At 71.3% G+C, this 25,288-nt stretch carries 17 protein-coding genes; 11 read left to right on the top strand and 6 right to left on the bottom strand.

What is annotated here, in order from left to right:
- The first annotated feature begins 23 nt into the window (after positions 1-23).
- The 4 genes from QMO76_RS11050 (at position 24) to QMO76_RS11035 (ending at position 5,069) form a co-directional block, all read left to right on the top strand.
- A complete protein-coding gene (locus QMO76_RS11050) occupies positions 24-629 on the top strand; it encodes a TetR/AcrR family transcriptional regulator (RefSeq protein ID WP_306361102.1) in 606 nt (201 codons plus the stop codon).
- A gap of 9 nt (positions 630-638) precedes the next feature.
- A complete protein-coding gene (locus QMO76_RS11045) occupies positions 639-2,261 on the top strand; it encodes an acyl-CoA dehydrogenase family protein (RefSeq protein WP_306361101.1) in 1,623 nt (540 codons plus the stop codon).
- A 218-nt stretch (positions 2,262-2,479) separates the two neighbouring features.
- The gene (locus QMO76_RS11040) at positions 2,480-3,850 is read left to right on the top strand and encodes a DUF1731 domain-containing protein (RefSeq protein ID WP_306361100.1); all 1,371 of its coding nucleotides are present in this window, start codon (positions 2,480-2,482) and stop codon (positions 3,848-3,850) included.
- A 79-nt stretch (positions 3,851-3,929) separates the two neighbouring features.
- Positions 3,930-5,069: an FAD-dependent oxidoreductase gene (locus tag QMO76_RS11035; RefSeq protein ID WP_306361099.1), complete on the top strand. Its 1,140-nt coding sequence runs from the start codon at positions 3,930-3,932 to the stop codon at positions 5,067-5,069.
- 294 nt (positions 5,070-5,363) lie between these two features.
- Here the strand turns inward: QMO76_RS11035 and QMO76_RS11030 are convergent, their stop codons facing one another.
- Positions 5,364-8,036, bottom strand: a complete 2,673-nt coding sequence (locus QMO76_RS11030) for a LuxR C-terminal-related transcriptional regulator (RefSeq protein WP_306361098.1) — start codon at positions 8,034-8,036, stop codon at positions 5,364-5,366.
- Positions 8,037-8,096: 60 nt separating this feature from the next.
- The gene (locus tag QMO76_RS11025; RefSeq protein WP_306361097.1) at positions 8,097-10,853 is read right to left on the bottom strand and encodes a LuxR family transcriptional regulator; all 2,757 of its coding nucleotides are present in this window, start codon (positions 10,851-10,853) and stop codon (positions 8,097-8,099) included.
- A 122-nt stretch (positions 10,854-10,975) separates the two neighbouring features.
- On the opposite strand from QMO76_RS11025, the gene QMO76_RS11020 reads away from it, so the two are divergent.
- Positions 10,976-13,741, top strand: a complete 2,766-nt coding sequence (locus tag QMO76_RS11020) for a LuxR family transcriptional regulator (RefSeq protein ID WP_306361096.1) — start codon at positions 10,976-10,978, stop codon at positions 13,739-13,741.
- A gap of 94 nt (positions 13,742-13,835) precedes the next feature.
- Here QMO76_RS11020 and pgi read toward each other — a convergent pair whose 3' ends face one another.
- The gene (pgi, locus tag QMO76_RS11015) at positions 13,836-15,473 is read right to left on the bottom strand and encodes a glucose-6-phosphate isomerase (RefSeq protein WP_306361095.1); all 1,638 of its coding nucleotides are present in this window, start codon (positions 15,471-15,473) and stop codon (positions 13,836-13,838) included.
- A 137-nt stretch (positions 15,474-15,610) separates the two neighbouring features.
- On the opposite strand from pgi, the gene QMO76_RS11010 reads away from it, so the two are divergent.
- Positions 15,611-17,062: an NAD-dependent succinate-semialdehyde dehydrogenase gene (locus QMO76_RS11010; protein WP_306361094.1), complete on the top strand. Its 1,452-nt coding sequence runs from the start codon at positions 15,611-15,613 to the stop codon at positions 17,060-17,062.
- A 522-nt stretch (positions 17,063-17,584) separates the two neighbouring features.
- Here the strand turns inward: QMO76_RS11010 and QMO76_RS11005 are convergent.
- Together QMO76_RS11005 and QMO76_RS11000 are read right to left on the bottom strand one after the other, a co-directional pair.
- Positions 17,585-17,890: a chorismate mutase gene (locus QMO76_RS11005; protein ID WP_029931136.1), complete on the bottom strand. Its 306-nt coding sequence runs from the start codon at positions 17,888-17,890 to the stop codon at positions 17,585-17,587.
- Positions 17,891-18,203: 313 nt separating this feature from the next.
- Positions 18,204-19,439 (bottom strand): CdaR family transcriptional regulator, encoded by a 1,236-nt coding sequence (locus tag QMO76_RS11000; RefSeq protein ID WP_306361093.1) that lies wholly within the window; start codon positions 19,437-19,439, stop codon positions 18,204-18,206.
- A 183-nt stretch (positions 19,440-19,622) separates the two neighbouring features.
- Here QMO76_RS11000 and QMO76_RS10995 point away from each other — a divergent pair, with 183 nt between their 5' ends.
- From QMO76_RS10995 to QMO76_RS10980, 4 genes are all read left to right on the top strand, one after another.
- Positions 19,623-20,519: a bile acid:sodium symporter family protein gene (locus QMO76_RS10995; protein WP_306361092.1), complete on the top strand. Its 897-nt coding sequence runs from the start codon at positions 19,623-19,625 to the stop codon at positions 20,517-20,519.
- A gap of 87 nt (positions 20,520-20,606) precedes the next feature.
- Positions 20,607-23,030, top strand: coding sequence for a DNA helicase PcrA (gene pcrA, locus QMO76_RS10990; RefSeq protein ID WP_306361091.1), 2,424 nt, complete (start codon positions 20,607-20,609; stop codon positions 23,028-23,030).
- A gap of 69 nt (positions 23,031-23,099) precedes the next feature.
- Positions 23,100-23,288: a hypothetical protein gene (locus QMO76_RS10985; RefSeq protein ID WP_306361090.1), complete on the top strand. Its 189-nt coding sequence runs from the start codon at positions 23,100-23,102 to the stop codon at positions 23,286-23,288.
- Positions 23,278-23,601 carry a hypothetical protein gene (locus tag QMO76_RS10980; RefSeq protein WP_306361089.1) on the top strand — a complete coding sequence of 108 codons (324 nt, stop codon included), beginning with the start codon at positions 23,278-23,280 and terminating at the stop codon, positions 23,599-23,601. The genes QMO76_RS10985 and QMO76_RS10980 overlap by 11 nt, the downstream gene beginning before the upstream one ends.
- A gap of 128 nt (positions 23,602-23,729) precedes the next feature.
- Here the strand turns inward: QMO76_RS10980 and QMO76_RS10975 are convergent, their stop codons facing one another.
- Positions 23,730-24,092 carry a hypothetical protein gene (locus QMO76_RS10975; RefSeq protein WP_306361088.1) on the bottom strand — a complete coding sequence of 121 codons (363 nt, stop codon included), beginning with the start codon at positions 24,090-24,092 and terminating at the stop codon, positions 23,730-23,732.
- A gap of 192 nt (positions 24,093-24,284) precedes the next feature.
- Between QMO76_RS10975 and QMO76_RS10970 the strand changes: the two genes are divergently transcribed.
- Positions 24,285-25,235 carry an aldo/keto reductase gene (locus QMO76_RS10970; protein ID WP_306361087.1) on the top strand — a complete coding sequence of 317 codons (951 nt, stop codon included), beginning with the start codon at positions 24,285-24,287 and terminating at the stop codon, positions 25,233-25,235.
- Positions 25,236-25,288 lie beyond the last annotated feature (53 nt).

Raw genomic sequence — 25,288 nt, 5'->3', positions numbered from 1 at the left:
TGAATCCGTGGTTCACTTCTTTTGTGGCCTACCGCAGAACCCCCGCTGTGCAGGCCCGTCTCGACGCCCAGGCCGGGTCGATCGTGCGGGCCGCCATGAAGGTGCTCTCCGAGCAGGGTTTCGCCGGACTGTCGATGGCCACCGTCGCCGCCGCCGCCGGTGTCGCCACCGGGACCGTCTACAAGAACTTCAGCGGCAAGGCCGAACTGGTGACCGCCGTCTTCCGCGAGGTCGTCACCCGCGAGGTCGCCGCCGTGGCCGACGCCAGCGCCGACGGCGGTGTGGTGGAGCGGGTCACCGCCGCCGTGGAGACCTTCGCCGGACGCGCCCTGAAGAACCCCAAACTCGCCTACGTGCTGCTGGCCGAACCGGTGGACACCGCCGTCGACGCCGAGCGACTGCGCTTCCGCCGGGCCTTCGCCGACACCTTCGAAACCGCCGTGGCCGACGGTGTCGCCAATGGTCAACTGCCGCCGCAAGATCCACGCACCAGCGCCACCGCCCTGGTCGGCGCGATCGGTGAGGTGCTGGTCGGCCCGCTGGCCCAGGAACTGCCACGCGAGACGGTGCTGCCCGATCTCGTCGCCTTCGCACTGCGCGCCCTCGGCGCGCGGGCATCCTCGACATAGGAGTCACCCATGCACACCCACGACGTGTTCAACCAGGTGCCGAACATCGTCCCCTTCGACAACTCCCGCAACCCCGCGCTGCTCGAGGGGCTGCACCGCGAGGGCGCGGGCTGGGCCGAGGACGAGGTGCGCACGCTCGGCGCGCTCGCCGGCGGCGTGCGGGCACAGGAGTGGGGTCGGCTGGCCAACGACTATCCGCCGGTCCTGCGCACCCACGACCGCTACGGCCACCGGGTGGACGAGGTGGAATTCCATCCGCACTGGCACGATCTGATGCGGGTGGCGGTGGAACACGGCCTGCACGGCACGCCCTGGCAGGACGACCGGGCCGGTGCGCACGTCGCGCGCGCCGCCAAGTTCTACACCTGGGGCCTGGCCGACGCGGGCCACATGTGCCCGATCTCCATGACCTACGCGGTGATTCCGGCGCTGCGGCACAATCCGGAACTCGCCGCGAAGTACGAACCGCTGCTGGCGTCCCGGGTGTACGACTACGGCCTGCGGGAGCCGTCCGGCAAGGCCGGTCTGATCGCGGGCATGTCCATGACCGAGAAGCAGGGCGGTTCCGACGTCCGCGCGAACACCACCACGGCCACACCGCAATCCGACGGCACGTACCGCATCGTCGGCCACAAGTGGTTCACCTCCGCCCCGATGTCGGACATGTTCCTGACCCTCGCGCAGGCCCCGGGCGGCCTGTCCTGCTTCCTGCTGCCGCGCGTGCTGCCGGACGGTTCGCGCAATCCCCTTCGCCTGCAACGGCTCAAGGACAAGCTGGGCAACAAGTCCAACGCCTCCTCGGAGATCGAGTACGAGAACGCCACCGGCTGGCTGGTCGGCGCGGAGGGCGCGGGCGTGAAGACCATTATCGAGATGGTCAATATGACCCGCCTGGACTGCGTGATCGGCTCGGCCACCGGCATGCGCGCCGGCGTCGTGCATGCCGTGCACCACGCCCGCCATCGGGATGTGTTCGGCAAGAAGCTGATCGACCAGCCCGCCATGCGCAATGTGCTGGCCGACCTGGTGGTCGAATCGGATGCCGCCACCACCGTCATGATGCGGCTGGCGGGCGCGACCGACCGCGCCGCCACCGATCCCGCCGAGGCGGCATTGCGCCGGATCTCGCTGGCGGTCACCAAGTACTGGGTGTGCAAGCGCGCCCCCGCGCACGCCGCCGAGGCGCTGGAATGCCTGGGCGGCAACGGATACGTGGAGGAATCCGGGATGCCGCGGCTGTACCGGGAGGCCCCGCTCATGTCCATCTGGGAGGGCTCCGGCAATGTGGCGGCCCTGGATGCGCTGCGCGCCATGGGACGTCAGCCCGAGACGGTCGAGGCGTATTTCGACGAGGTGTCGCTGGCGCGCGGGGCCAACGCGCACCTGGACGCGGCCATCGACCGAATCGGCAAGGAGCTCACCGATCTCGCCGAGATCGAATACCGGGCACGCCGGGTGGTGGAGTCGATGGCGCTGGTGCTGCAGGGCGCGCAATTGGTGCGACACGGCAATGCCGCGGTCGCGGACGCCTTCTGCGCCACCCGATTCGGCGGCGACTGGGGTGTCGCGTTCGGCACGCTGCCGACCGGCATCGACACCGAGGCGATCCTCGAACGCGCCTACGTGAGCTGATCCCCGCGGGCCATGTGCGGCCGGACGTCGTGGCGACTCCCCGCGGGCCGCGCGCGGCCGGACCGTCGTGGCGATCTCGGTCACGGCGACGGCGGTGGCCGTGACCCGGGTGAGCAAGAGCACGGCCCGCGGGTGCTGTGCCGACCGTGGACGCCGCAATAGATTTGGGTGCACGCGCTCGACGGGGAGCGTGACACGCGGGGTTAGGACGGCGTTCGATGGGTGAGTACACGCAGTTCATCGCACTTCCGGCGGAACGGCTGTGGGACGTGGTGGGGGATCCGCGACAATGGCCGCGGTGGAATCCGGCGGTCACGTCGGTGGCCGCGGCGGGGCCGCCCGAGGTCGGCGCGACGGGCCGCTACCTGCCGCGCGGACCCGTCTTCGAGGCCGTACACAAGCGCTTCGCCGATCCCTTCACGATCACCACGGTGGTGCCGGGCCGACGCCTGGTGCTCGAGCAGCCCGAACCGGCCGGGACCATGCGGGTGGAGTGGACGCTCACGCCGCGTACCGGCGGGACGGTGGTCGGGCAGCGGATCACCTTCGCCGGGGCGTCGGCCGCGGTGGCGCGGAAGGTGGTCGGAAATCTGCTGGAGGCCGACGTCCGCGTCGGTTTCGCACGCCTGGCCCGCGCCGCCGGACTGGAACCCGCCGCGGACGCGCTCACGGTGGTGATCGCCGGGGGCAGCGGGGCGCTGGGCCGGAGCCTGGCGGCGGACCTGGTGTGCCGGGGCCAACGGGTCACCGTGCTCACCCGGCGCGCGGCCGCGCGCTCCCCGTTCACCCAGGTGGAGTGGGATGGCCGCAACCCTGGCGACTGGGTAGCGGCACTGCGCGGTCCGGGGCGGACCGCCGTGGTGAACCTGGCGGGCCGACTGGTGGACTGCCGCCCGACCGAACGGAATATCGCCGCGCTGCGCGACAGCCGGGTGGATTCCACGGCGGCACTGGTCGCGGCGTCGAAAACCCTGGACCGGCCGCTGGACTACTGGGTGCAGGCCAGCACCACGGCCATCTGGTCGGATGCCGGGGAGACCCGCTGTACCGAGCGCACGCCGCTGCCGGTCGGCCTGCCGCAGATGACGGGCGTCGCCGAACCGTGGGAGCGGGCCTTCGACGGGGCAGAGGCCGAACACCGGACGATTCTGCGCACCTCCATCGTGCTGGATCCCGACGCCCCCGCCGTGCGCCGACTGGTGGCGCTGACCAAGGCGGGGCTGGGCGGCAGGGTCGGCAGCGGCAGGCAGTGGTTCAGCTGGATCCACCGTGAGGACTGGCTGGCCATCGTCCGGGCGGCCCTCGGAATGACTCCGGAGGTCACGCTGCCCGACGGAATCGTGGTGGCCGCCACCGACTTCCCGGTGCGCAATCGCGAACTCATGGCCGCGCTGCGCCGCCGCCTGCACCGCCCGCCCGCGCCGCCCACCCCGGCCGCCGTACTGCGGATCGGCGCGGTGCTGCTGCGCACCGACGCGGCCCTCGGGCTCACCGGCCGCCACGCCACCTCGGAGGTGCTGCGGCAGGCCGGATTCCGCTTCCGCTATCCGACACTCGACGAAGCCCTGGCCGACGTCCTGCCGGACTGAACCGGATACGGGCGATCGCCCGATACCGCCCGGACGTACCCGTCCCTAGCGTTGGTGTGTTCGTCGGAGGGAGATCGCAATGGGCAGGGAAGCCATCGTCGTCGGTGGCGGCATCGGGGGACTGGCGGTGGCCCGCGCGCTGGGGCTGCGCGGGTGGGAGGTCGCGGTGCTGGAGAAGGCCCGCGACTTCGGTGCGGTCGGTGCGGGAATCTCGATCTGCCCCAATGGTCTTCGCGCCCTGGACGCCCTCGGGCTCGGCGCCGTCGTCCGGGCGCGTGCGCTGGCCGAGACCACGGCGGGCATCCGCACCCCCGGGGGTCGCTGGCTGTCGCGCACCGACACCCGGAGGTTCGAGCGGCGTTTCGGCCCGCTCGTCGTCCTGCACCGGGCCGATCTGTTGGACAGCCTGCGGGCCGCCGTACCCGATCACGCCCTGCACGCCGACACCGAGGTCGAGGAGGTCCGCACGGTCGGTGCGAAGGTCGAGGTGGTGCACGGGCGCGGTACCGCGCGGGCCGATCTGGTGATCGCCGCCGACGGCCTGCACAGCCCGATACGCACCCGGCTGTGGCCCGGTGCGCCCCGGCCCCGCTACGTCGGATACACGGCGTGGCGGCTGGTGGTCGACCCGCCGCGGCCGGTGCGGTGCGGTGGGGAGACCTGGGGGCGCGGCCAGCGCATCGGGCTCGCGCCGCTGCCGGACGGCCGGGTGTACCTCTATGCCGCCGCGAGTGTTCCGGCCGGGCAGCGTGGCGGCGAGGGTGAGCTGGCGGAGCTGCGCCGTCGATTCGGCACCTGGCACGATCCCGTCCCCGAACTGCTGGCGGCGGCCACCGAGGCGGCGGTGCTGCGGCACGACATTCTCGAACTGCCGCATCTGGACAGCTTCGTATCCGGCCGGATCGCACTGCTCGGCGATGCGGCGCACGCCATGACACCGAATCTGGGCCAGGGCGCGAATCAAGCCCTGGAGGACGCCCTGACGCTGGCGTCCGCGCTCGATTCGCACGAGGAGACCACCGCCGCGCTCGCCGCCTACGACCGCGCGCGGCGGCCCCGTGCGCAGGGCATCGCCGAGCGCTCCCATGTCATGGGCGTGCTCGCGCACCGGGATTCGCGCTCGGCCGTCGCGGCGCGGAACCTGGCACTGCGGCTGCTGCCGGGCCGGGTGATGCTGAACTCGCTCGCGCCCACGCTCGACTGGCATCCGCCCCGCTGAGTGCGCGGCGACCGCCGGGTGCAGCGGCGAGTGTCGGTTGGCCCGCGGCTGCTCGCCCGCCGCGGCGGAATAGGGCATTCGACCGATACCGGCGCGGCCGCCGTCTCCCTACTCTCATGATCGGCGGTACGGCATCCCTCGTCGTACCGCCGGTCCGTCCTCGGCTGCCATTTGCCATGGTCGGAGGGTGTGGCGAGGCGGTCTCCCCCGGACTCTGACGTCCGCCTCGTCATACCGGTCGTGGTTCGGACCGGTCACGGACTCGATCCAGCGCGGACTTGTTCCCGCGCGGACTCAATCCAGCTCCAGGCGGGCGAGCTCCACTCGATTGGCCACCCCGAGCTTGCGGAAGACACGCGACAGGTGATGCCCCACCGTCTTCGGGCTCAGGAACAGGCGGGCAGCGATCTCCCGATTGGTGGCGCCCCCGGCGGCCAGCCGTGCCACCTGCGACTCCTGCGGTGTCAACGACGTGCCGGGCGCATTCCCGGTGGGTTCCGCCGCGCCCGCGGCGCGCAGTTCCGCACTCGCCCGCGCCGCCCAGGTGGTCGCGCCGACTCGCTCGAATACCTCCATGGCGGTGCGCAATTCGGCGCGCGCGTCCGCCGTGCGATGTTGCTGCCGCAGCCATTCGCCGTACAGCAGTCCGGTGCGGGCGCGGTCGAACCAGCGGCCCTGGCGGGCATGCAGCCCCAGGGCGCGGGTGTAGGCGTCCGGGTCGCCCGTCAGCACCGCCCGCCCGCGCAGCAGCAGCGCCTCCGCCCACGGCGCGTCCAGGGCCGCGGCCCAGAGCCGCAGCGCTTCCAGGGGTTCCCGAGCCCGCTCCGGCCGCCCGATGCGCACCGCGGCCTCGATGCGGTCGGCGTACACGGACAGCCACTGGCCGTGGCGATTCAGCGGGGTACGGTCCAGCGCCTCCATCCGGTCCAGCGCGGACTCGAAGTCACCGCGGGCCATCTCCAGCACCGCCAGCGCCCAATCGAAGTGGATCCGGTGCAGGGCGGCGATGGGCGGCCCGTGCCGGTACCGCTCGACCAGCTCCAGGCAGCGCCGGGCATCGCCCATCGCGGCGGCGGTCAGCGCCAGCACCGTGGCGGCGTGGGTGCCGCCCACCGGTTGCTCGACGTGCTCGCCGAGTTGGGCGGCCTCGGTGGCGAGCAGCTCCGCCTCGCGAAATCGCCCGGCCATGAATTCGACCTGGGCCAAGCGTGATTCGACAGTGGTCAGGCAGCCCGCGGCACCGCGGGCACGGTAGTCCTCGGCCAGTGCGGTGAGCAGGTCGCGGGTGGCGTCGGCGTCACCGAGGACGATCGCCTGCGCCGACAGCACCAGGCGCACCGCCGGATCCCGATGCCGCGGTTCGGATGCGGTGCGGCGCTGGCGGCGCAACAATGCGATGCCGTCGGTCGGATCGTCGGCGTACAGACCGAGTACGCCGTCGTAGGCGAGCAGGAATCGGTCGCGGTCCGGGGCCGGCGGCAGCTCCCGCAGAATCTCGCGCGTCTCCCGTAGCGCGCCCAGATCGGCTGCGGCCCAAGCACATCGACCGGCTTCGAGCAGCAGTGCCGCAGCTCGCGCGGGATCGGTCGCCGTCACGGCCGCGGCCCCCGCGCGCAGCAGTCGGTGCGCCCGCTCCGGTGCGCCGTGCTCGAACGCCGTGTACGCCCGGACCGAGGCGATCCGGGCTCGCCACCCCGGATCGACGGGCAGCGCTCCTAGCTCGTCGGCCAGCCGTTCGGCGCTGTCGAACCGTCCGGCGCTCGCCGCGTCCTCCAAGGCTTCGACCAGGCGGCGCGCGCGCTCGTGCGGCGTCGGCGACAGTTGCGCGGCGCGCTCCCACGCGCTGGCCGCCGGGCCGTGCCCGCTGCGCTGCCGGGCGCGCACGGCGGCCGATTCCACGGCGGCCGCGACGGCTTCGTCCGGGTGCTGGGTCGCCGCGGCCAGCTGCCAGGCATGCCGGTCCGGATCGTCGGCGAGCGCGGTGGCGAGGGCCGCGTGCACCGCGAGCCGACGATCGGCGGGTGCGCTGCGGTACGCCGCTGCCCGCATGACCGGATGCCGGAACAGCACCCGCTGTCCCGAGACATCGATGAGGCCGCCGCGCTCCGCCTCCGCGAGCGCGTCGGGACCGGCACCGAGTGCGGCCAGCACCCGCAGCACCGTGGCCAGCTCACCGGCGTCATCGGCGGCGGACACCAGCAGTGCCAGCCGCGCCGGCTCCGACAGCGCCGCGATGTGCCGCTGATATCCGGACAGCAGCCGATCGCTGAGCGCCAGCGGACCCACCTGCGACATCCCCGGATTCATCCCCGGCAGCTCCAGCAACGCCAGTGGGTTGCCGGCCGCCTCCGCGAGTACCCGGTCGCGCACCTCGACCGGCAGCATCGGGAAGTGGTCCGCCAGCAGCGCTCGCGCCTGCCCGGAATCCAGCGGAGCCGGGCACAGGCGCTCGAGCCCCGGCGCGCGGAACGGCGCTCGCCCCGCGAACAGCAGCACGATGCCCTCCGCGCTCAGCCTGCGGGCCGTGAACAGCAGGGCGTCCAGCGAGGACTGGTCCAGCCACTGCGCGTCGTCGATCAGGCACAGCACGGGGGCGTCGGTGGCCAGTTCCGCCAGCAGCGACAGCGTCGCCAGGCCCACCAGGAACCGTTCCGGATTCGTCACCGGCCGCAGTCCGAGTGCGCAGCTCAACGCCTCGCGCTGCGGCTCCGGCAGGGCGTCCAGGTGGTGCAGCGCGGGGTCCAGCAACTGCCGCAGGGCGGTGAACGGGAGTTCGGACGCGGTCTCGACACCGGTGCAGCGCAGGATCCGCCAGCTCGGATCGGTGAGTTCGGCGGCCCGGCGCAGCAGCGCGGATTTGCCCTCGCCCGGACCTGCGAGCACGGCCAGCGTCCCGCTGCGCCCCGCGCGGGCGTCCGAGAGCAGGGTCCCGATGCGATGTTGTTCCGTCGCGCGGCCGTAGAGCATTACCAGCACTCTGCCGCCCGGGTGATCGGCCCGCAATTCACTCCTCCGCCCGGCGACGGCTCACCAGGACTCGTCGGCCAGCAGCCGCGCCAGTTCGACGCGACTGCGCACCCCGAGCTTCGGAAAGGCCCGGTAGAGATGGTGCCCAACGGTTTTGGGGCTGAGAAACAGTCGGGCGCCGATCTCGTTGTTGGTCGCGCCCCGGGCCGCCAGCCGAACCACCTGGAGCTCCTGCGGAGTGAGCAGTCCCACGCGATGATCGCTCGCCGTGGGCGGCGCGGTGTCGGCGGACGCGGCCCCGCCCGCCGCCCGCGATTCCGCCCGCGCCCGCTCCGCCCAGGGGCGCGCGTCCAGCCGTTCGAAGTCCGCCAGCGCCGCCGACAGCCGGGTGCGCGCCTCTCGCACCCGACGCTCCCGGCGCAGCCATTCGCCGTACAGCAATTCCGTGCGCGCGTGGTCGAAGCCGCGCTGCGCCTTGGTGTGCAGCCGCAACGCTTCCTCGTACCGGTCGGGGTCGCCGTCCACCAGCGCGCCGCAGCGCAGCGCCAGGCCACGCACCCACGGGTTGTCCGTCGCGTCGGCGAATTCGACGAGCGCCGCGAGCGGTTCGGCGGCGCGCTCCGGCCGCCGCCAGCGCACGGCCGCCTCCACCCGGTCCGCGAGCAGATGCGGCCACTGGGCCAGCGCCCGGTGCGGGCTGTTGGCCAGCGCCTCACCCCGTGCTACCGCCGCCTCGTAGCGGCCCTGTGCCAGATCCAGATGCAGCAGCGCCCATTCGTTGTGCGCGGCATCGACGGTGTTCACCGCGCGCCGCGGCTGCCAGTCGGTCAGCTCCCGGCAGCGCTCCGCGTCGCCCCGCACCGCGGCCAGGACCGCGAGGATCGACCGGGCCTGGCGCCCCCGGCTCGGCGTGCCGGTGCAGTCGGCCAGACGGGCCGTCTCCAGGCAGGTGGCCTCGGCATCACGAAAGCGACCGAGCAGCAACTGGATCGTGCCCAGTGCGCCGTGCACCGCGGGCAGCCGCCCGGCCATGCCGAGAGCGCTGTACTCGGCGGCCAGCTCGGTCAACACGGTGTTCGACTGCTCGATATCGGAGGCGAGGGCGGCCAGCAGGGCGAGGGGGAATCGGGCGGCGGGGTTCGGTACCGGGCGTCCCGTGTTCGTCGCGGCGCGAATGAGCGCGACACCGGCGGACGGGGCACCGGTCACCAGCTGGATCGGGCCGTCCACGGCGGCCAGCAGCGGTGCGGCGGGCGTGCCGAGGGCCAGCTCGGCCAGGTGCTCTCGGGCGCGGAGCAGGCACGGCAGATCACCGGCGACCCAGGCGGTACGCGCGGCGTCGAGCAGCAGCAGACCGGCCCGGTAGGGCTGCTCGACCGCGGATTCCTTCGCGGCGGCGAGAAACAGATCGTAGGCCGCGGTGAGCGAATCGGATTCGAAGGCGATCTGAGCACGCAGTTCGTACAGACGGGCGCGGCGCGGCGCATCCAGCACCGTGGGGTCCAGCCGGTCGGCGACCACGAGCGCATGCTCTGGCCGTCCCGCCTCCACCAGTGCCGCCATGGCGCGAATCAGGCGGCGGGCGGCGTGCGCCGGATCCGGCGTGAGCCGCGCAGCCCGTTCGAAGGCCGTGGCGGCGACACCGTGGGCACTGCGGTCCGCGGCCCGCAGGGCCGTGGCTTCCACCGCGGCTGCGATGGTTTCGTCCGGCTCGGCGGTCGCGGCGGCCAGATGCCAGGCCCTTCGGTCCGGATCGTCGGCCAGCGCTTGGGCCAGCGCCGCGTGCACGGCCTGGCGACTGGTGAACGGAGCCAACCGGTAGGCGGCGGAGCGCTTGAGCGGGTGCCGGAAAGCGACGCGGGTGCCGGACACCATGACCATGCCGGAGTTCTCGGCGGCCACCAGTGCGTCGCCGCCGAGCCCGAGCTGTCGCAGGGCCCGTTCGACCACGCGGACACACCCGGTCTCCTCGGCCGCCACCACCAGCAGTGCCAGCCGTGTCGAATCAGGCTGGGCGGCAATGTGGTCGGCGTAGCCCACACACAGTCGGTCGGGTATGGGCAGCGGCTCGACCGGCAGGGTGTCCAGGTCCATCCGAGGCAATTCCAAGACGGCCAGCGGGATTCCGATCGCCTCGGTGAGCACCCGCTCGCGCAGTTCCGGCGCGAGATGCGGAAAACGCTGGTCCAACAGGGTTCTGGAGTGCACGGCGTCCAGCGGGCCCAGCCGCAGCACCTCCAGCGCCGTGTGATACTCCGGCCGCCCCGCGAAGATCAGTGCCACCGCCTCGGCGTCGAGCCGGTGCGCGGCGAAGTGCAGGGCGTCGACCGAGGGGCAGTCCAGCCACTGCGCGTCGTCGATCAGGCACAGCAGCGGCTGCTCGGTGGCGATCTCGGCCAGCAGTTCCAGGGTGGCCAGGCCCAGCGCGAAGCGGTCGCTCGCGGGGTTCGCGGCGGCGCTCAGGCCGAAGGCGCGGCGCAGGATGCCGCGATGGGGTTCCGCGAGGTCGTCGATCCGGTGCAGGAAGGGCTGCACGAGCAATTGCAGCCCGGCGAAAGGCAATTCGGCCTCGCTCTCGACTCCGGTGCAGCGCAGTACCAGCACCGGGTCGGGCGCCGTCGCTTCCGCGTGCTCGAGCAGCGCCGACTTGCCCGCGCCCGGATCGCCGAGCAGTGCGAGTCCGCCACCGCGTCCCGCGGCGGCCGCCGCGGTGAGGGCGCTGATGCGGCGCACTTCCTCGGTGCGGCCGACCAGGGACGGCACCGGGGGGCGTGCCGGGGCGGGGGTTGGCGGGTGGTCGAGGGCTCGGGCGGTCATAGTCGGTCATTCTCTCCGGACCGACCGATCGTTTCGGTATGTGTGGCCGAGCTGCGCATACGGTGCGAAATCAGAACGTTCACCATTTGCTGATTCCCGATCCGGGACATAGGTTGTCGCATGTGCTGTTCGGTCGTGCCAAGGAAATACAGCACATCCACGACCTGCTCGACACCGCACGGGCGGGCCACGGTCGTGCGCTCACCGTCATCGCCGCCCCGGGGCTGGGCACATCCACACTGTTGAACGCGGCGGCCGACGCCGCCACGGGCTGGCGGATCCTGCGCTGCACCGGGATCGAAAACGGCTCCGACCTGCCCTTCGCGGGCCTGCACCGGTTGCTGGGACCCGTGGCGGAGCACGCCAACGGTCTGGACGCGCTACCGGCACCGCAGCGCCGCGCCCTGGACGCCGCACTCGGGCGCCGGGCATCCGACGACGCGGACCGCTTCTGCGTCGGCCTGGCCGTGCTCTCCCTGCTGGCCGAACTCGCCGCGGACGCCCCGGTGCTGTGCCTCGTCGACGACGCCCACCTGCTGGACCGCCCCACCCGGGACGCCCTGCTGTTCGCCGCCCGCCGACTCGACGCCGAACACCTGGTCCTGCTCTTCGCCGGAGATACGGAATTCCACGCCGACGGACTGCCCGAACTCCGGCTCGCCCCCCTGGACCACGAGTCGGCCGCCGCCCTCCTCACACACCACTTCCCGGCCCTCACCCCGGACACGCGCGACCGCGTACTGCGCGCCGCCGCCGGGAATCCCTTGGCGACCCTGGAATTCCCCGGCATGTACCCGGTGGCCCGCGCCGGCCACCCCCGGACCGCCGAGGCGGTGCGCACGAGCGAGGAGGAGCTGTCGGGGCGGCTGTGTGCGGGTTATGCCGACCGTATCGCCGGATATCCCGCGGCCGTGCGCACCGCGCTGCTGGTCGCCGCCGCCGAGGAGACCGGTGATCGCGGGCTGGTCTCGCGGGTCCTGTCCCGCCTCGGGTGCACCGGCGACGCGCTCGCCGCGGCGGAGGACACCGGTCTGTTGAGCCGATCCGGGCAGGTCGTGGCATTCCGGCATCCGCTACAGCGCTCGGCGGCATACCGGGCGGCGGATGCGTCCGCCCGGACGGCGGTGCACCTCGCCCTCGCCGCCGAACTCCGTCACGATCCGGTACGCCACGCCTGGCAGCTTGCCCGCGCCCGCACCGCACCGGACGAAACCGTCGCCGCCGCACTGGAAGCCGCCGCCGACTACGCGTGCGCGCACGCCGCGCACGCCTGCGCCGCCGGTGCCCTGGAAGCGGCCGCCCGGCTGACCCCCGACCTCGTCGTGCGGGGCCGCAGGCTCGCCCGGGCCGTGGAGACCGCTCTCGCGGCCGGATGCGTCGAACAGGCATTGCGACTCGCCGACACCGCCGAACAACTCTGTCTCACACCGGGGGAGCGAGCGCGGGTGCTCGCCGTCCGGGCGACCGTCGAATTCGAGGTCGGCTCACCGCACGGGGCGTATCAGCTCATGCTCGACGCCGCCGAACACATCGCAGACCTCGATCCGCAACGGGCCGCGTGGCTGCTCATCGACGCGGGCCGGATCGCGTGGACCGCGGGCGATCTCGCGGACTTCCGGATGGCGTACCACCGGCTGGCGGAACTGGCGCTCGGGCCCATGCGGGCACCGCTGCTGTCCGCGCTGCGGGGACCGATGGTCATGCAGACCGGCGATCCGGCCGGCGGAATCGCCCTCATCCGGGCGAATGCGGCCTTCGGGCGGACGGTGCCGCTGGAGATGATCTCGCTGCGACACGCGTTCGCCGCGCAGTCGGCCCTCATCGGCGATATGGAGGTCGCCCGGGAACAGCTCACCGAACTGGCCGGGCTGGTATGCGAGCGCGGCATGATCACCTGGTGCCCGGCCGTCGGCTGCGTCCTGGCCAATGCGGAACTCATCCTGGGCCGGTTCTGGGAGGCGGAAATCATTGCCGCCCACAGTCTCCGGATCGCCGCGGACACCGGGCAGCCGGGGCGGGTGGCGACGGCGGAGGCGCTGCTCGCCATGATCGCGGCCGTGCGCGGCGACGAGGCGCGGTGCCGGGAGTTGGCGGGGCGCACGCTGCGGCACGAGCCGGGCGATTTCAACGCCATCGACGTCACCCACGGGCACTGGGCGCTGGCACTGCTGGATCTCGGGTACGGGCGCTACCGGCAGGCGCTCGACCGGCTGCGGGAACTGTACGAGCAGCCGAAGCAGGCACGGGGACACTGGACCGATCTGCTCGCGGACCTGATCGAGGCGGCGGCGCGGGCACGGCGACCCGATCGGGCCAGCGCGGCCATGTCCGAGATCGACACCTGGGCGGCGGCGCTGGACAAACCGTGGGCCGAGGGCATCGCCCTGCGCTGCCGGGGGCTGTTGAGCGGCGACGGGGAGCTGTTCGGCAAGGCGCTCGGCCTGCACGCGGCGGCGCAGCGCTGGTACGACCACGCGCGGACCGGGCTGCTCTACGGGGAATGGCTGCGCCGGGAAGGACGGGAGGGGGAGGCGCGGGTCGCGCTGACGACGGCGCTGGAGACGTTCGAGCGGCTCGGGGCGGTGCCGTGGGCCGAGCGGGCGCGGGTGGAACTGCATGGGCTGGGCGCGGGTCCGGCGGCCGGTGGCGCGCGGCAGCCTCGCCCGGCCGGGGTATCCGGCGTCCCCGGAGACCGTCTGCCGCCGGGGGAGCCGTTGACGACCCTCGAACTCCAGGTGGTGCGATTGGCCGCCGCCGGACTGACCGAGCGGGATATCGCCGCCAAGGTGTTCCGCAGCGCGAGAACCGTTGGGCACCGCCTGGATACGGCGTGCCGGAAACTCGGAGTGACGGACCGCGAGGCGTTGGCGAGCGTCTGGTCGGAGTGATCCGGGGCGAGGCGGCAGTCGGCCGCACGCGCACACCGCCGGAGCGTGTGAGCGCGACGGTACGGCCCGGGCCCGCGCGGGATCGGTGGGCGCGTCAGCGGTTGGCGCGGTACCAGCCGATCAGGGCGTCGGTGGAGGAATCCGCCTGCGGCTCGGGATCCTCCGCCGCGGTGAGGAGGGGTTCGAGGGCCAGGGCCTGCTGTTTGCCGAGTTCCACACCCCACTGGTCGAAGCTGTCGATGCCCCAGATCGTGCCCTCGGTGAACACCTGGTGCTCGTAGAGGGCGATGAGCTGGCCCAGCACGGAGGGTGTCAGCCGCGGGGCGAGGATGGTGGTGCTGGGGCGGTTGCCCGGCATCACCTTGTGCGGGACCAGGTTCGGGTCGGTGCCCTCGGCGGCGATCTCCTCGGCGGTCTTGCCGAAGGCCAGCACCTTGGTCTGGGCGAACAGGTTCGACATCAGGATGTCGTGCATGCTGCCGGTGCCGTCCATGGTCGCCAGATCGTCGGTGGGACGGGCGAATCCGATGAAATCGGCGGGCACCAGCCGGGTGCCCTGGTGCAGCAGCTGGTAGAACGCGTGCTGGCCGTTGGTGCCTGGCTCGCCCCAGAAGATCTCACCGGTGGAGGTGGTCACCGGCGAGCCGTCCGCGCGCACCGACTTGCCGTTCGACTCCATGGTCAGCTGTTGCAGGTACGCCGGAAAGCGGGCCAGGTCATTGGAGTACGGCAGCACCGCCCGCGACTGCGCGCCGAAGAAGTTCGAGTACCAGACGCCGAGCAGACCCAGCAGCACCGGCGCGTTCTCCGGCAGCGGCGCGGTGCGGAAATGCTCGTCCACGCGGTGCATGCCGTCGAGGAACTCCGCGAAGCGCTCCTTGCCGATCACCGCCATGACCGACAGGCCGATGGCCGAATCCACCGAATAGCGGCCGCCGACCCAATCCCAGAAGCCGAACATGTTCGCGGTGTCGATGCCGAACGCCGCCACCCGCTGGGCGTGCGTGGACACCGCCACGAAATGCTTGGCCACCGCGTCGTCGCCGAGCGCGGCCGTCAGCCAGCGCCGGGCGGCGGTGGCATTGGTGAGGGTCTCCAGCGTCGAGAAGGTCTTGGACGCCACGATGAACAGCGTGGTCGCCGGATCGAGGTCCGCGAGCGTGGCCGTCAGATCGGCGGGGTCGACATTGGAGACGAATCGGGCCGAGATTCCGGCGTCCGCGTAGTGCCGCAGCGCGCGGTACACCATGGCCGGACCCAGATCGGAGCCGCCGATGCCGATGTTCACCACCGTGTCGATGCGCTCACCGGTCGCGCCGCGCCACCGCCCCGAGCGCAGCGCATCGGTGAATTCGCCCATGCGCCCGAGCACTTCGTGCACCTCGGCGGTGGCGTCGGCGCCGTCGACCTCGGCGCGTCGCCCGGCCGGTTCGCGCAGCGCCCAATGGGCGACCGCGCGGTCCTCGGAGGTGTTGATGTGCTTTCCGGTGAACATGGCGTCGCGGTGGCGCTCCAACTCGGCGGTATGCGCCAATTCGACCAGCAGGTCCACGGTTTCGCGGGTCACGCGGTGCTTGGAGTAGTCGATGTGCAGATCCGCGACCCGCACGATCAACTCACGTCCGCGCTCCGGGTCGTCGGCGAAGAACTCACGAAGGTGCCGGTCGGCCAGGGTCGCATGATGATCGTGCAGTTTCCGCCAGGCCGCCGTCGCGGTGATGTCGCTGCTCACGTCCGCCGAGGTTACAACCACCCGTACCTGCGCGCAGGTAACACCAGGTAAATACCGGCCAGCCACCCGGAGATCCGGAACACGCGAACTTCGCCGAGCACGGCCGGGGCACCCCGACCGCGGCCTAGGCTGGGGACATGGTGTCGGAAAGCGAACTACTTCAATCCGTTCCCACCCAGCTCTGGATCGGCGGACCGGTGGACGCCACCGGTGGCGGCACCTTCCCGGTGCGCAATCCCGCCACCGGTGAGGTTCTCGTCGAGGTCGCCGACGCCACGCCCGAGGACGGGGCCCGCGCGCTGGACGCCGCGGTGGCGGCGCAGGCCGACTGGGCCGCCACGCCCGCCCGGCAGCGCGGGGAGATCCTGCGGGCGGTGTTCGAGGCCATCACCGCGCGGGCCGAGGAATTCGCGCTGCTCATGACCCTGGAAATGGGCAAGGCGCTGCCGGAGTCCCGCAACGAGGTCAAGTACGGGGCCGAGTTCTTCCGCTGGTTCAGCGAGGAGGCGGCGCGCGTGCACGGGCGCTACCAGACCGCTCCGTCGGGCACCGGCCGCATCATGGTGCACAAGCAGCCGGTGGGGCCGTGCCTGGCCATCACGCCGTGGAACTTCCCCCTCGCCATGGGGACCCGCAAGATCGGTCCCGCGCTGGCGGCGGGCTGCACCATGATCGTCAAACCGGCGGGCGAGACCCCGCTCACCATGCTGCTGCTGGCCAAGCTCTGCGCCGAGGCCGGATTGCCGGAGGGCGTGCTGTCGGTCATCACCACCAGCCGTTCCAGCGCCGTCACCGCGCCGTTGCTGGAGGATCCGCGCCTGCGCAAGCTCACCTTCACCGGCTCCACCCCGGTGGGCAGGAAGCTGGTGGAGTCCTCCGCGCACGGACTGCTGCGCACCTCCATGGAGTTGGGCGGCAACGCGCCCTTCGTGGTGTTCGACGATGCCGATATCGACGCCGCCGTGCAGGGCGCGCTGCTGGCCAAGCTGCGCAACGGCGGCGAGGCGTGCACCGCGGCCAACCGCTTCCACGTGCAGAACTCGGTACGGCGGGAGTTCACCGAGAAGCTGGTCGCCGCCATGGCCGAGGCCGAACTGGGCCCCGGCGCCGACGATTCGACCACCCTCGGCCCGCTCATCAACGAGGACCAGCTGACCACCGTCACCGAACTCGTCGACGACGCCGTCGCGGCCGGGGCGACCGTGGCGCTCGGCGGCAAGGCACCCGGCGGGCCCGGCTGGTTCTACCCGGCCACCGTCCTCACCGACGTCCCCGCCCGCGCCCGCATCCTGAGCGAGGAGGTCTTCGGCCCCGTCGCCCCCATTGTCGGCTTCGACACCGAGGAAGAGGGCCTCGCCGCCGCCAACGACACCGAATACGGTTTGGTCGCCTACGTGTACACCCGCGACCTGGACCGCGCCCTCCGCATCGCCGAGGGCTTGCAGACCGGCATGGTCGGCGTCAACCGCGGCGTCATCTCCGATCCGGCCGCCCCCTTCGGTGGCGTCAAACAATCCGGCTTCGGCCGCGAGGGCGGCTTCGAGGGCATCGAGGAGTACCTCGACACCAAGTACATCGCCCTCCCGTAGGCACGCCGCATACCGGAAAAAAATCGACCGCCCCGGGGTGAGAAGTCACCCGGGGCGGCCTGGGGAACGCGGAGCCCGTCGAACCCGGAGCTCGTCGAACGCCGCGAAGTCTGTGCCGTACCTCCAACCACCAACCGCCGCCCGAATCACCCGCCCGAAGAAATCGCTCCGGACCGGGCGACCCCGCGGTCAATCCCTCGCTCGGATCACCCGCCCGAGTCCACTCATTCCCGGACGAGTCACTTCCGCAGCCGCGACCCCGCACTCGGATCACCCGCCAGAGTACTTACGTTCCCGGACCGACCACTTCCGCAGCCGCGACCCCGCACTCGGGCCACCCACCAGAGTCCGTACGTTCCCGGCCTGACACCCGCCCGGCCCTCACACCAACACTCCCGGGTTTGCGGCGCGTCCCGGTTCTGGACTGACCGGAGCGGAGGAGCGAAGCGGGGGAGCGGAGGGAGGGAAGAACCGGGACTTCCAGCGCCGCGAACCCCGCCGGAGCGGAGCGGAGGCCAAATTTCAGTGCCCGAGGCGGCCGCGGCCGAGGCGGAGCAGGAGCATGGCGAGGGTGTGGCCTTCCTGGCCCAGTTCGCTGAAGCGCTCCAGCACCTTCATCTCGCGCGAGTGCACCAGCTTGGGGCCGCCGTTGGCCATGCGTGTGCGGCCGATGAGGCGGGATACTTCGGTGCGGCGTTTGACGGCCGCCAGGATCTCGGCGTCGAGCTTGTCGATCTCCTTGCGGAGCTTGTCGATCTCCGCCTCGGTAGGCAGCGCGGAGTCGGAGCCGGTCGCAGGCTTGTCTTGTCCCGTCGTCGAGATGCTCATACTTCTTCTCCTCGTGGTCAGAACGTCGATCGGCGGGCAGACCCGCAGCGTTACCGATCGGTTCTTCACCATGACTGCAACTTGGAAAGCCGACCTGGTCGGTCTTACATTGTCCCCCGAATGGGCGCGCTCAGGTAACTGGTCTTCGTGGAGCGCTGGTCACCTGGCCAGTCTGCCACGGGCTATGGGTCATGCAAAACGAATACGTTTGGAAACTCCTGAGAGTTTCCTCCGCGCGCCGATCCACCGGATGTTCGCCTCACTCGCAGTATTCGGACCCCTCGGTCTCCTGGATGACTCGGATCGGCGGAGGTCACGGCGATTCCCGTGGCGCGGCGGCCAGCGCCGCCGCCATGCGCAGCAGATCCCGGGTCTTGGTGGTATCCAGACCGGTCAGCTCGGTGATCTTGCGCAGGCGGTAGAGCACGGTGTTCGAGTGCACATGCAGGGCGGCCGCGGTCGCCGTGGTGCTCGAGTCGTGGGCCAGGTAGGTCTCCAGCGTCAGCCGCAGACTCGGATCACCGTCGAGCGGCGCGAGGGCGGCGGCATTGATCCGCGAGACCCGGGTGGGCCGGGTGAGCTGGTACTCCACCGCCAGATCGGCGAAGCGCACCACACCCGAGCGCCGGTGGTAGCGTCGCGCTACCCGCAGCAGCTCACCCACCTCCCGGTGCACCTCCGGAATATCCTGCGGTACGGCCGAGTCCACCGCGCACACGGTCTCGGCCCCGATGTCGCGGCCCAGCCCGGCCAGCTGCGCGGCGAACGCCTCGAACCGCGACTCCGGATCGGCCTCCGGGGCCGGGATCAGCGCGCCGCCGCCCTGCGCGGTGACCATGTGCAGCGTCTCGCCGCGGCCGAGCCGGTCCAGCGCGTACTCCAGCCGCCGCAGCTTGCGTCGGGAGGCCACCGTGGCGTCGACACCCTCGACCCGCTCATCGGGATGCGCGGCCACCCGCAGTGACACCACCCAGTACCGCCGCGCGAGCGTGCGGCCCACCGACCGTGCCGCTCCGGCCACGTCCTCGCCCGAGGTGAGAGCCCGGTAGAGGCGGCGGCGGTCGTGATCCTGCGGCGGAATCGGGGCCTGATCCGCGCCGTATCCGGCCAGCACGGCCCGGGTCGCCGACTGCAGGTGCCGTTGCAGCAGCGCGTCCGCCCGCGCGAGCGCGTCGGCGTCGTCGGGTCCGGCCAGCTCGGCGATGGTCCGCCACCACAGTTGCACCCCGAGGTGGTAGGCGCTGATCACATCGGTGAGCGGCACCCGCTCCTCGGCCCGCCGCCGGGCGGACTGCTCGATGGGCAGCAGTTCGTGCGGCTCGGGATCGCGGTTCTCGTGCAGGGTCGTGACGAACAGTTCCAGGTTGCGCCGCACGATCGCGGTGACATCGCGGCGGATCACCTCGGTCGGCAGCGTGCGGTAGAAGGCCACCTGACCGCGGACGTGTTCGACGGTCGCCGTCACGATGGCGTGCGTGCGCTGCGCCAGCTGGTCGGCCAGCGGCCTGCCGTCGATGATCACGGGATCGGCTACCGGTTGCCTGTTCAAGCGCACCCCTCGGTCTCGTTGCCGCATTCCGCCCACTGTCCCACGACACGGTTGTCGCCGGGCACAATACGGGCGGCGTTCTTCGTCGGGAAACACAGTCCGCGGCGGGCGCGCGTGCGTCAGTATTCGGCGTATCCCGGTGCCATCCGGTCGGCCGGGACATGCTGTTGTCAGGAGATACCCTTGGGATCCTCGATTTTCGCGGTATTCCTACCGCTCGCTCTCGCCCTGGTCATGTTCGGTCTCGGTCTCACCCTGACCGTCGACGACTTCGCTCGGGTGCTGCGCTATCCGAAGGCCGCCGCCATCGCCCTGGTCTGCCAGATCGTGGTGCTGCCCCTGCTGTGCCTGGGGATGGTGTATCTGTTCGGGCTCACCGGCGCGCTGGCGGTGGGCATGATGCTGCTGGCCGCCTCGCCCGGCGGCACCTCGGCGAATCTTTTCAGCCATGTGGCCGGTGGCGATGTGGCGTTGAACATCACCCTCACCGCCATCAACTCGGTGCTGGCCGTGTTCACCATGCCCGTGGTGGTGACGCTGTCGCTGGCGGCCTTCCTCGACGACGGCAGCGGCATCGGGCTGCAACCGGGCAAGTTCCTCCAGGTGATCGCCATCGTGCTGATCCCGGTCGCCATCGGCATGATGGTGCGCCGCCGCTTCACCGCCTGGGCCGAGCGCATGCGCGGACCGGTCAAGATCACTTCGATCGTGGTGCTGGTACTGGTCATCGTGGTCGCGGCGATCAGCGAGTTCGGCACCTTCACCGACAATATCGGCCGGCTCGGCGCGATCACCCTGCTGCTGTCGATCCTGAGCCTGCTCATCGGCTACTTCGTGCCGCGCCTGTTCGGCGTGGACGCGCGTCAATCCATCGCCTCCGCAATGGAAATCGGCATCCACAACGCGACACTCGCCATCGCCGTGGCGGTCTCGGTGCTGGAGGACGAGACCATGGCCGTTCCGGGAGCCATCTACGGCGTCATCATGTTCGGCCCGGCGGCGGTGGCGGCCTGGCTGCTCGCCCGTCGGAGCGCGCGGGCCGGGACGGGCACGGGCTCCGAGGTCCGCGCCGCCACCTGAGGAGACGCGCACGCTACCGGCACTATTCGGACACCTGGGCCAGCGGGATGTCATGGTGTCGGTGCCCGCCGGTAGCGTTGACAGACGATGAACGCGACGGTGGCTGAGGACGAACAGAAGACCGAGCGGTTGCTCGAGGGGTTGAACCCGCAACAGCGCGCCGCGGTGATGCACACCGGCTCGCCCCTGCTGATCGTGGCGGGCGCGGGCTCGGGCAAAACCGCGGTGCTCACTCGGCGCATCGCCTACCTGCTCGCCGCGCGGGATGTGAGCCCCGGCCAGATCCTCGCCATCACCTTCACCAACAAGGCCGCCGCCGAGATGCGGGAGCGGGTGGCCGGTCTGGTCGGGCCGCGCGCCGCCAGCATGTGGGTGTCGACCTTCCACTCCAGTTGCGTGCGCATCCTGCGCACCCAGGCCGGACTGGTGCCGGGACTCAACTCCAACTTCTCGATCTACGACGCCGACGACTCGCGCCGCCTGCTCGCCATGATCGGGCGCGATCTCGACCTCGACGCCAAGAAGTACACCCCGCGCCTGCTCGCCACCGCCATCTCCAACCTCAAGAACGAGCTCATCGACCCGGATCGGGCCGCCGCCGACGCCCAGACCGACGACACCGAGTTCCCGCGCGTGGTCGCCCGCGTCTACGACGAGTACCAGCGGCGGCTGCGCGCGGCCAACGCCCTCGACTTCGACGACCTCATCGGCGAGACCGTGGCGCTGCTGCAGAAGCATCCGAATGTGGCCGAGTACTACCGGCGGCGGTTCCGGCACGTGCTCGTCGACGAATACCAGGACACCAACCACGCGCAGTACATCCTGGTGCGCGAGCTGGTGGGCCACCATCTCACCGCCGATTCCGAGGTGCCGCCCAGCGAACTGTGCGTGGTGGGCGACGCAGATCAGTCCATCTACGCCTTCCGCGGCGCCACCATCCGCAATATCGAGGAGTTCGAGCGCGACTTCCCGGACGCGGAAACCATTCTGCTGGAACAGAACTACCGCTCCACCCAGCATATTCTGGCCGCCGCCAACGCGGTCATCGCCCGCAACGAGAACCGGCGCGAGAAGAAGCTGTGGACCGATCGGGGCGACGGCGACCTCATTGTCGGATACGTCGCCGACAACGAGCACGACGAGGCATCCTTTGTGGCCCGCGAGATCGACCGGCTGGTGGATCAGGGCGATGCCAACTACTCCGAGGTGGCGGTGTTCTACCGCACCAACAACAACTCCCGGGCGCTGGAAGAGATCTTCATCCGCATGGGGCTGCCGTACAAGGTGGTCGGCGGCGTCCGCTTCTACGAGCGCAAGGAGGTGCGCGATATCGTCGCGTACCTGCGGGTGCTGGAGAATCCCAACGACGCGGTGAGCCTGCGCCGCATTCTCAACACCCCGCGTCGGGGCATCGGCGATCGCGCCGAGGCATGCGTGGCCGTGCACGCCGAACAGCGCGGGATCGGTTTCGCCCAGGCGCTGCGCGATGCGGCCGACGGCAAGGTGGCGCTGCTCAACACCCGGTCGCAGCGGGCCATCGCGGGCTTCCTGGACCTGCTCGAGCAGATCCGGGCGGCGGGTGCGCAGGAGGATCTGGACTTCCCGGATGTGGGCAGCGTGGTGGAGGCCGTGCTCGACCGCACCGGCTACCGCGCCGAACTGGAGGCGTCCGACGATCCGCAGGACGGGGCCCGGCTCGACAACCTCAACGAGTTGGTCAGCGTGGCACGGGAATTCAGTTCCGAGGCGCGCAACAATGTGGAGGCGGCGCGGACCGAGGGCATCCTGCCCGAGGCCGCCGAGGGTGAACCCGAACCCGGTTCGCTGGCGGCCTTCCTGGAGCGGGTGTCACTGGTGGCCGATACCGACCAGATTCCCGACGAGGGCACCGGGGTGGTCACCCTCATGACCCTGCACACCGCCAAGGGGCTGGAATTCCCGGTGGTCTTCGTCACCGGATGGGAGGACGGGCAGTTCCCGCATATGCGCGCGCTCGGCGATCCCACCGAGCTGGCCGAGGAGCGCCGCCTCGCCTACGTGGGCATCACCCGCGCCCGCAAGCGGCTGTACCTGACCCGCGCGGTGGTGCGCTCCGGCTGGGGCCAGCCCGTCTCGAATCCCGAATCCCGCTTCCTCCAGGAGATTCCGCAGCACCTGCTGGACTGGCGGCGGCTGGAGCCCGCGCCCAAGCAGTCGAGCGGATTCCGGCGGCGTCGCGACGACGAAGGCTTCGAACGGGATTGGACGCGGGGCGACGGCTGGAGCGAGCCCCGGCCCGGCGTGCGGGATCGCGGGGGCGAACGCCGTCCGGCTCCCGCCTCCGCCGGAAAACGCAACAACACCGGGCTGGTGCTGGCGGTCGGCGACCGGGTCAGCGACGACAAATACGGCCTGGGCCGGGTGGTCGCCGCCGAGGGCTTCGGCGCATTGGCCACGGTGACAATCGATTTCGGCACCGCGGGCAAGATCAGGCTGATTCCGCAGTACAGCCGCACCCTCGTCAAACTCTGACACCTCCTCACGCCGCCCCCTTGCCCGGGCGGCGCGCCAGGGCGTGTACTCGAAGGCATGGCGACGAGAATGACCGTGTTGCTTCCGGATGCGATCGCCACCCGGCTGAGAGCGACCGCGGGCGCGGATATGAACGACTACGTCACCCGTGCGGTACGGCAGCGGCTGCTCGCCGAGGATCTCGCCGAACTGCGTGACCGCCCACCCGACGTGCGGGTCGGTGCGGAGGCCGAATTCGAAGCCTCCGATGCAGACTGAGCCGATGCGGCAGGGTGAGCTGTGGATGGCGGCCAGCTCGCTGTTCGGGCAGGAACGCCGGGTGGTGCTGTTGGACGCCGACGCGGTGGTGCAGCAGAATCCGCTGCTGGTGGTCGCGCTCGTGCATCCCGACCACGAGGTGCCCGCCGCACACCGGCTGCTGTCGGTGCCCATTCCGGGCACGCCGCACGTGATCGCGCTCTACGACATCACCATCTACCGGCGCACCAGTCTCGTCACCTACGAGGGGGCCATCGGGGGCGAGATCCTGGAACGGGTCAAGGTGGGTATGCGGGCGCGGTTCGACCTGTGAGGCTGCCCGCGCCCGGCACCAACCGGCAGCCTCCCCGCAGTCGGCACCGACCGCCGAGCGCGGAACGGACCGGCGAGCGCGGGCGAGACTGCCGAGCAGGGGAGGACCGCCGTCGCGAGGCCGGCTGGCTAGCCCCGGTAGACCTCGACGTAGGCATTGGTGGCCACGGCGACGACGCCGGGACCCATCCCCGTGCAGCCCGTGGTGACGCGCTCGCCGTTCGGCGTGAAGGGGTAGCTGAGCGCGGTGTACGGCCCGACGCCGTACATCGGGAACGGACCGCTGGCGTAGAGGCCGAAACAGTCCACATGCAGGACGTAGTTGCTGCCCCCGTCGGGCTGGCATACGGCCGACGCGCCGAAGAGATCCCGTTCGACGGCGCAATCCTGGGGCGCCGCCTGCGCGGTCCCGGAGCCGACGATCGCTGCGAAGGCCACACCTGAAACACCAGCGGCCGCGACCCGTGCCGCGGCGGCAATCGTTTTCCTCATGAAACTCCTTCCGTTACCGAAGGATCGTCGGCCCGAACCGGCCGGCCGTTACCACCGGTGCGGATTCCCCCGTGCCCACGCCCGGGGCACGACGGGCTGAGGGTGGCCCTCGCACGGTCTCCCTGCCAGGGTGGCCGGACCGGCAGAGTGGTCTGCATGCGATACCGACTTTTCGGCCGAACTGGCTTGCGTGTGTCCGAACTGGCGCTGGGCACCATGGCCCTGCGGGACGCGGACGAATACCGTCGCGTGCTCGACGTCTTCGCCGAAGCCGGGGGCAACCTCCTCGACACCGCGCCCATGTACGGCCCCAGTGAGGAACTACTCGGCTCGGTGCTGCGTGACCGCGACCGCTTCGTCATCGGCACCAAGTACACGCCGACGCGTGACGCCGCCGATCCGAACGCCGCGGGCAACCACCGCAAGAACCTGGTGCTGAGTCTGGAACAGAGCCTGCGGAATCTGCGCACCGACTACATCGACGTCTACTGGGTGCACGTCTGGGACCGGCTCACCCCCATCGAGGAGACGCTGCGCGCGCTCGATGACGCCGTTCGCTCCGGCAAGGTCCTGCACCTCGGCATCTCGGACGCGCCCGCCTGGGTGGTGGCCCGCGCGAACACCCTCGCGGAGCTGCGCGACCGCACCCCGTTCGCCGGCCTCCAGGTGCCCTACAACCTGCTGTGGCGTGATGCCGAACGCGAGCTGATCCCGATGGCGGAGGCATTCGGCATGAGTGTCACTGCCTGGGGGCCGCTCGGGCAGGGCGTACTGTCCGGCCGAGCCGGACGCCGCAGCGACCCGGCCGAGTTCACCGAGCGCCAGCGCACGGCGGCCGCCGCGGTCGACAAGGTCGCCGCCGAGCTGGGCGTCCCCGCGGCCCACGTCGCCCTGGCCTGGACCCGCCACCGCTCACCCGCCGTACTGCCCATCGTCGGCGTCAGCGGCGCGGCCCAGCTCACCGAGAACCTCGGCGCGGTCGACCTCACCCTGCCTGAGGAAACGGTCGAATTCCTGGAAACCGCCGCACCTTTCGAGCTCGGCTTCCCCGGCGACTTCATCGCCGGCTGCGACACCGCCCCCGCCGTCTACGGCGACAAGGTGTCCCGTCTCGATCCCAGGGGGTACGCGCTCCGGGCCTGACGACAATCGCCCGGGGCCGTACGCATGGGGGCGCGCTGTGTGGTTGGCCCGTG

This window comes from Nocardia sp. CC227C (genome assembly GCF_030767025.1).
Taxonomy (GTDB): Bacteria; Actinomycetota; Actinomycetes; order Mycobacteriales; family Mycobacteriaceae; genus Nocardia.
This window is presented reverse-complemented; position numbering and strand designations above follow the sequence as displayed.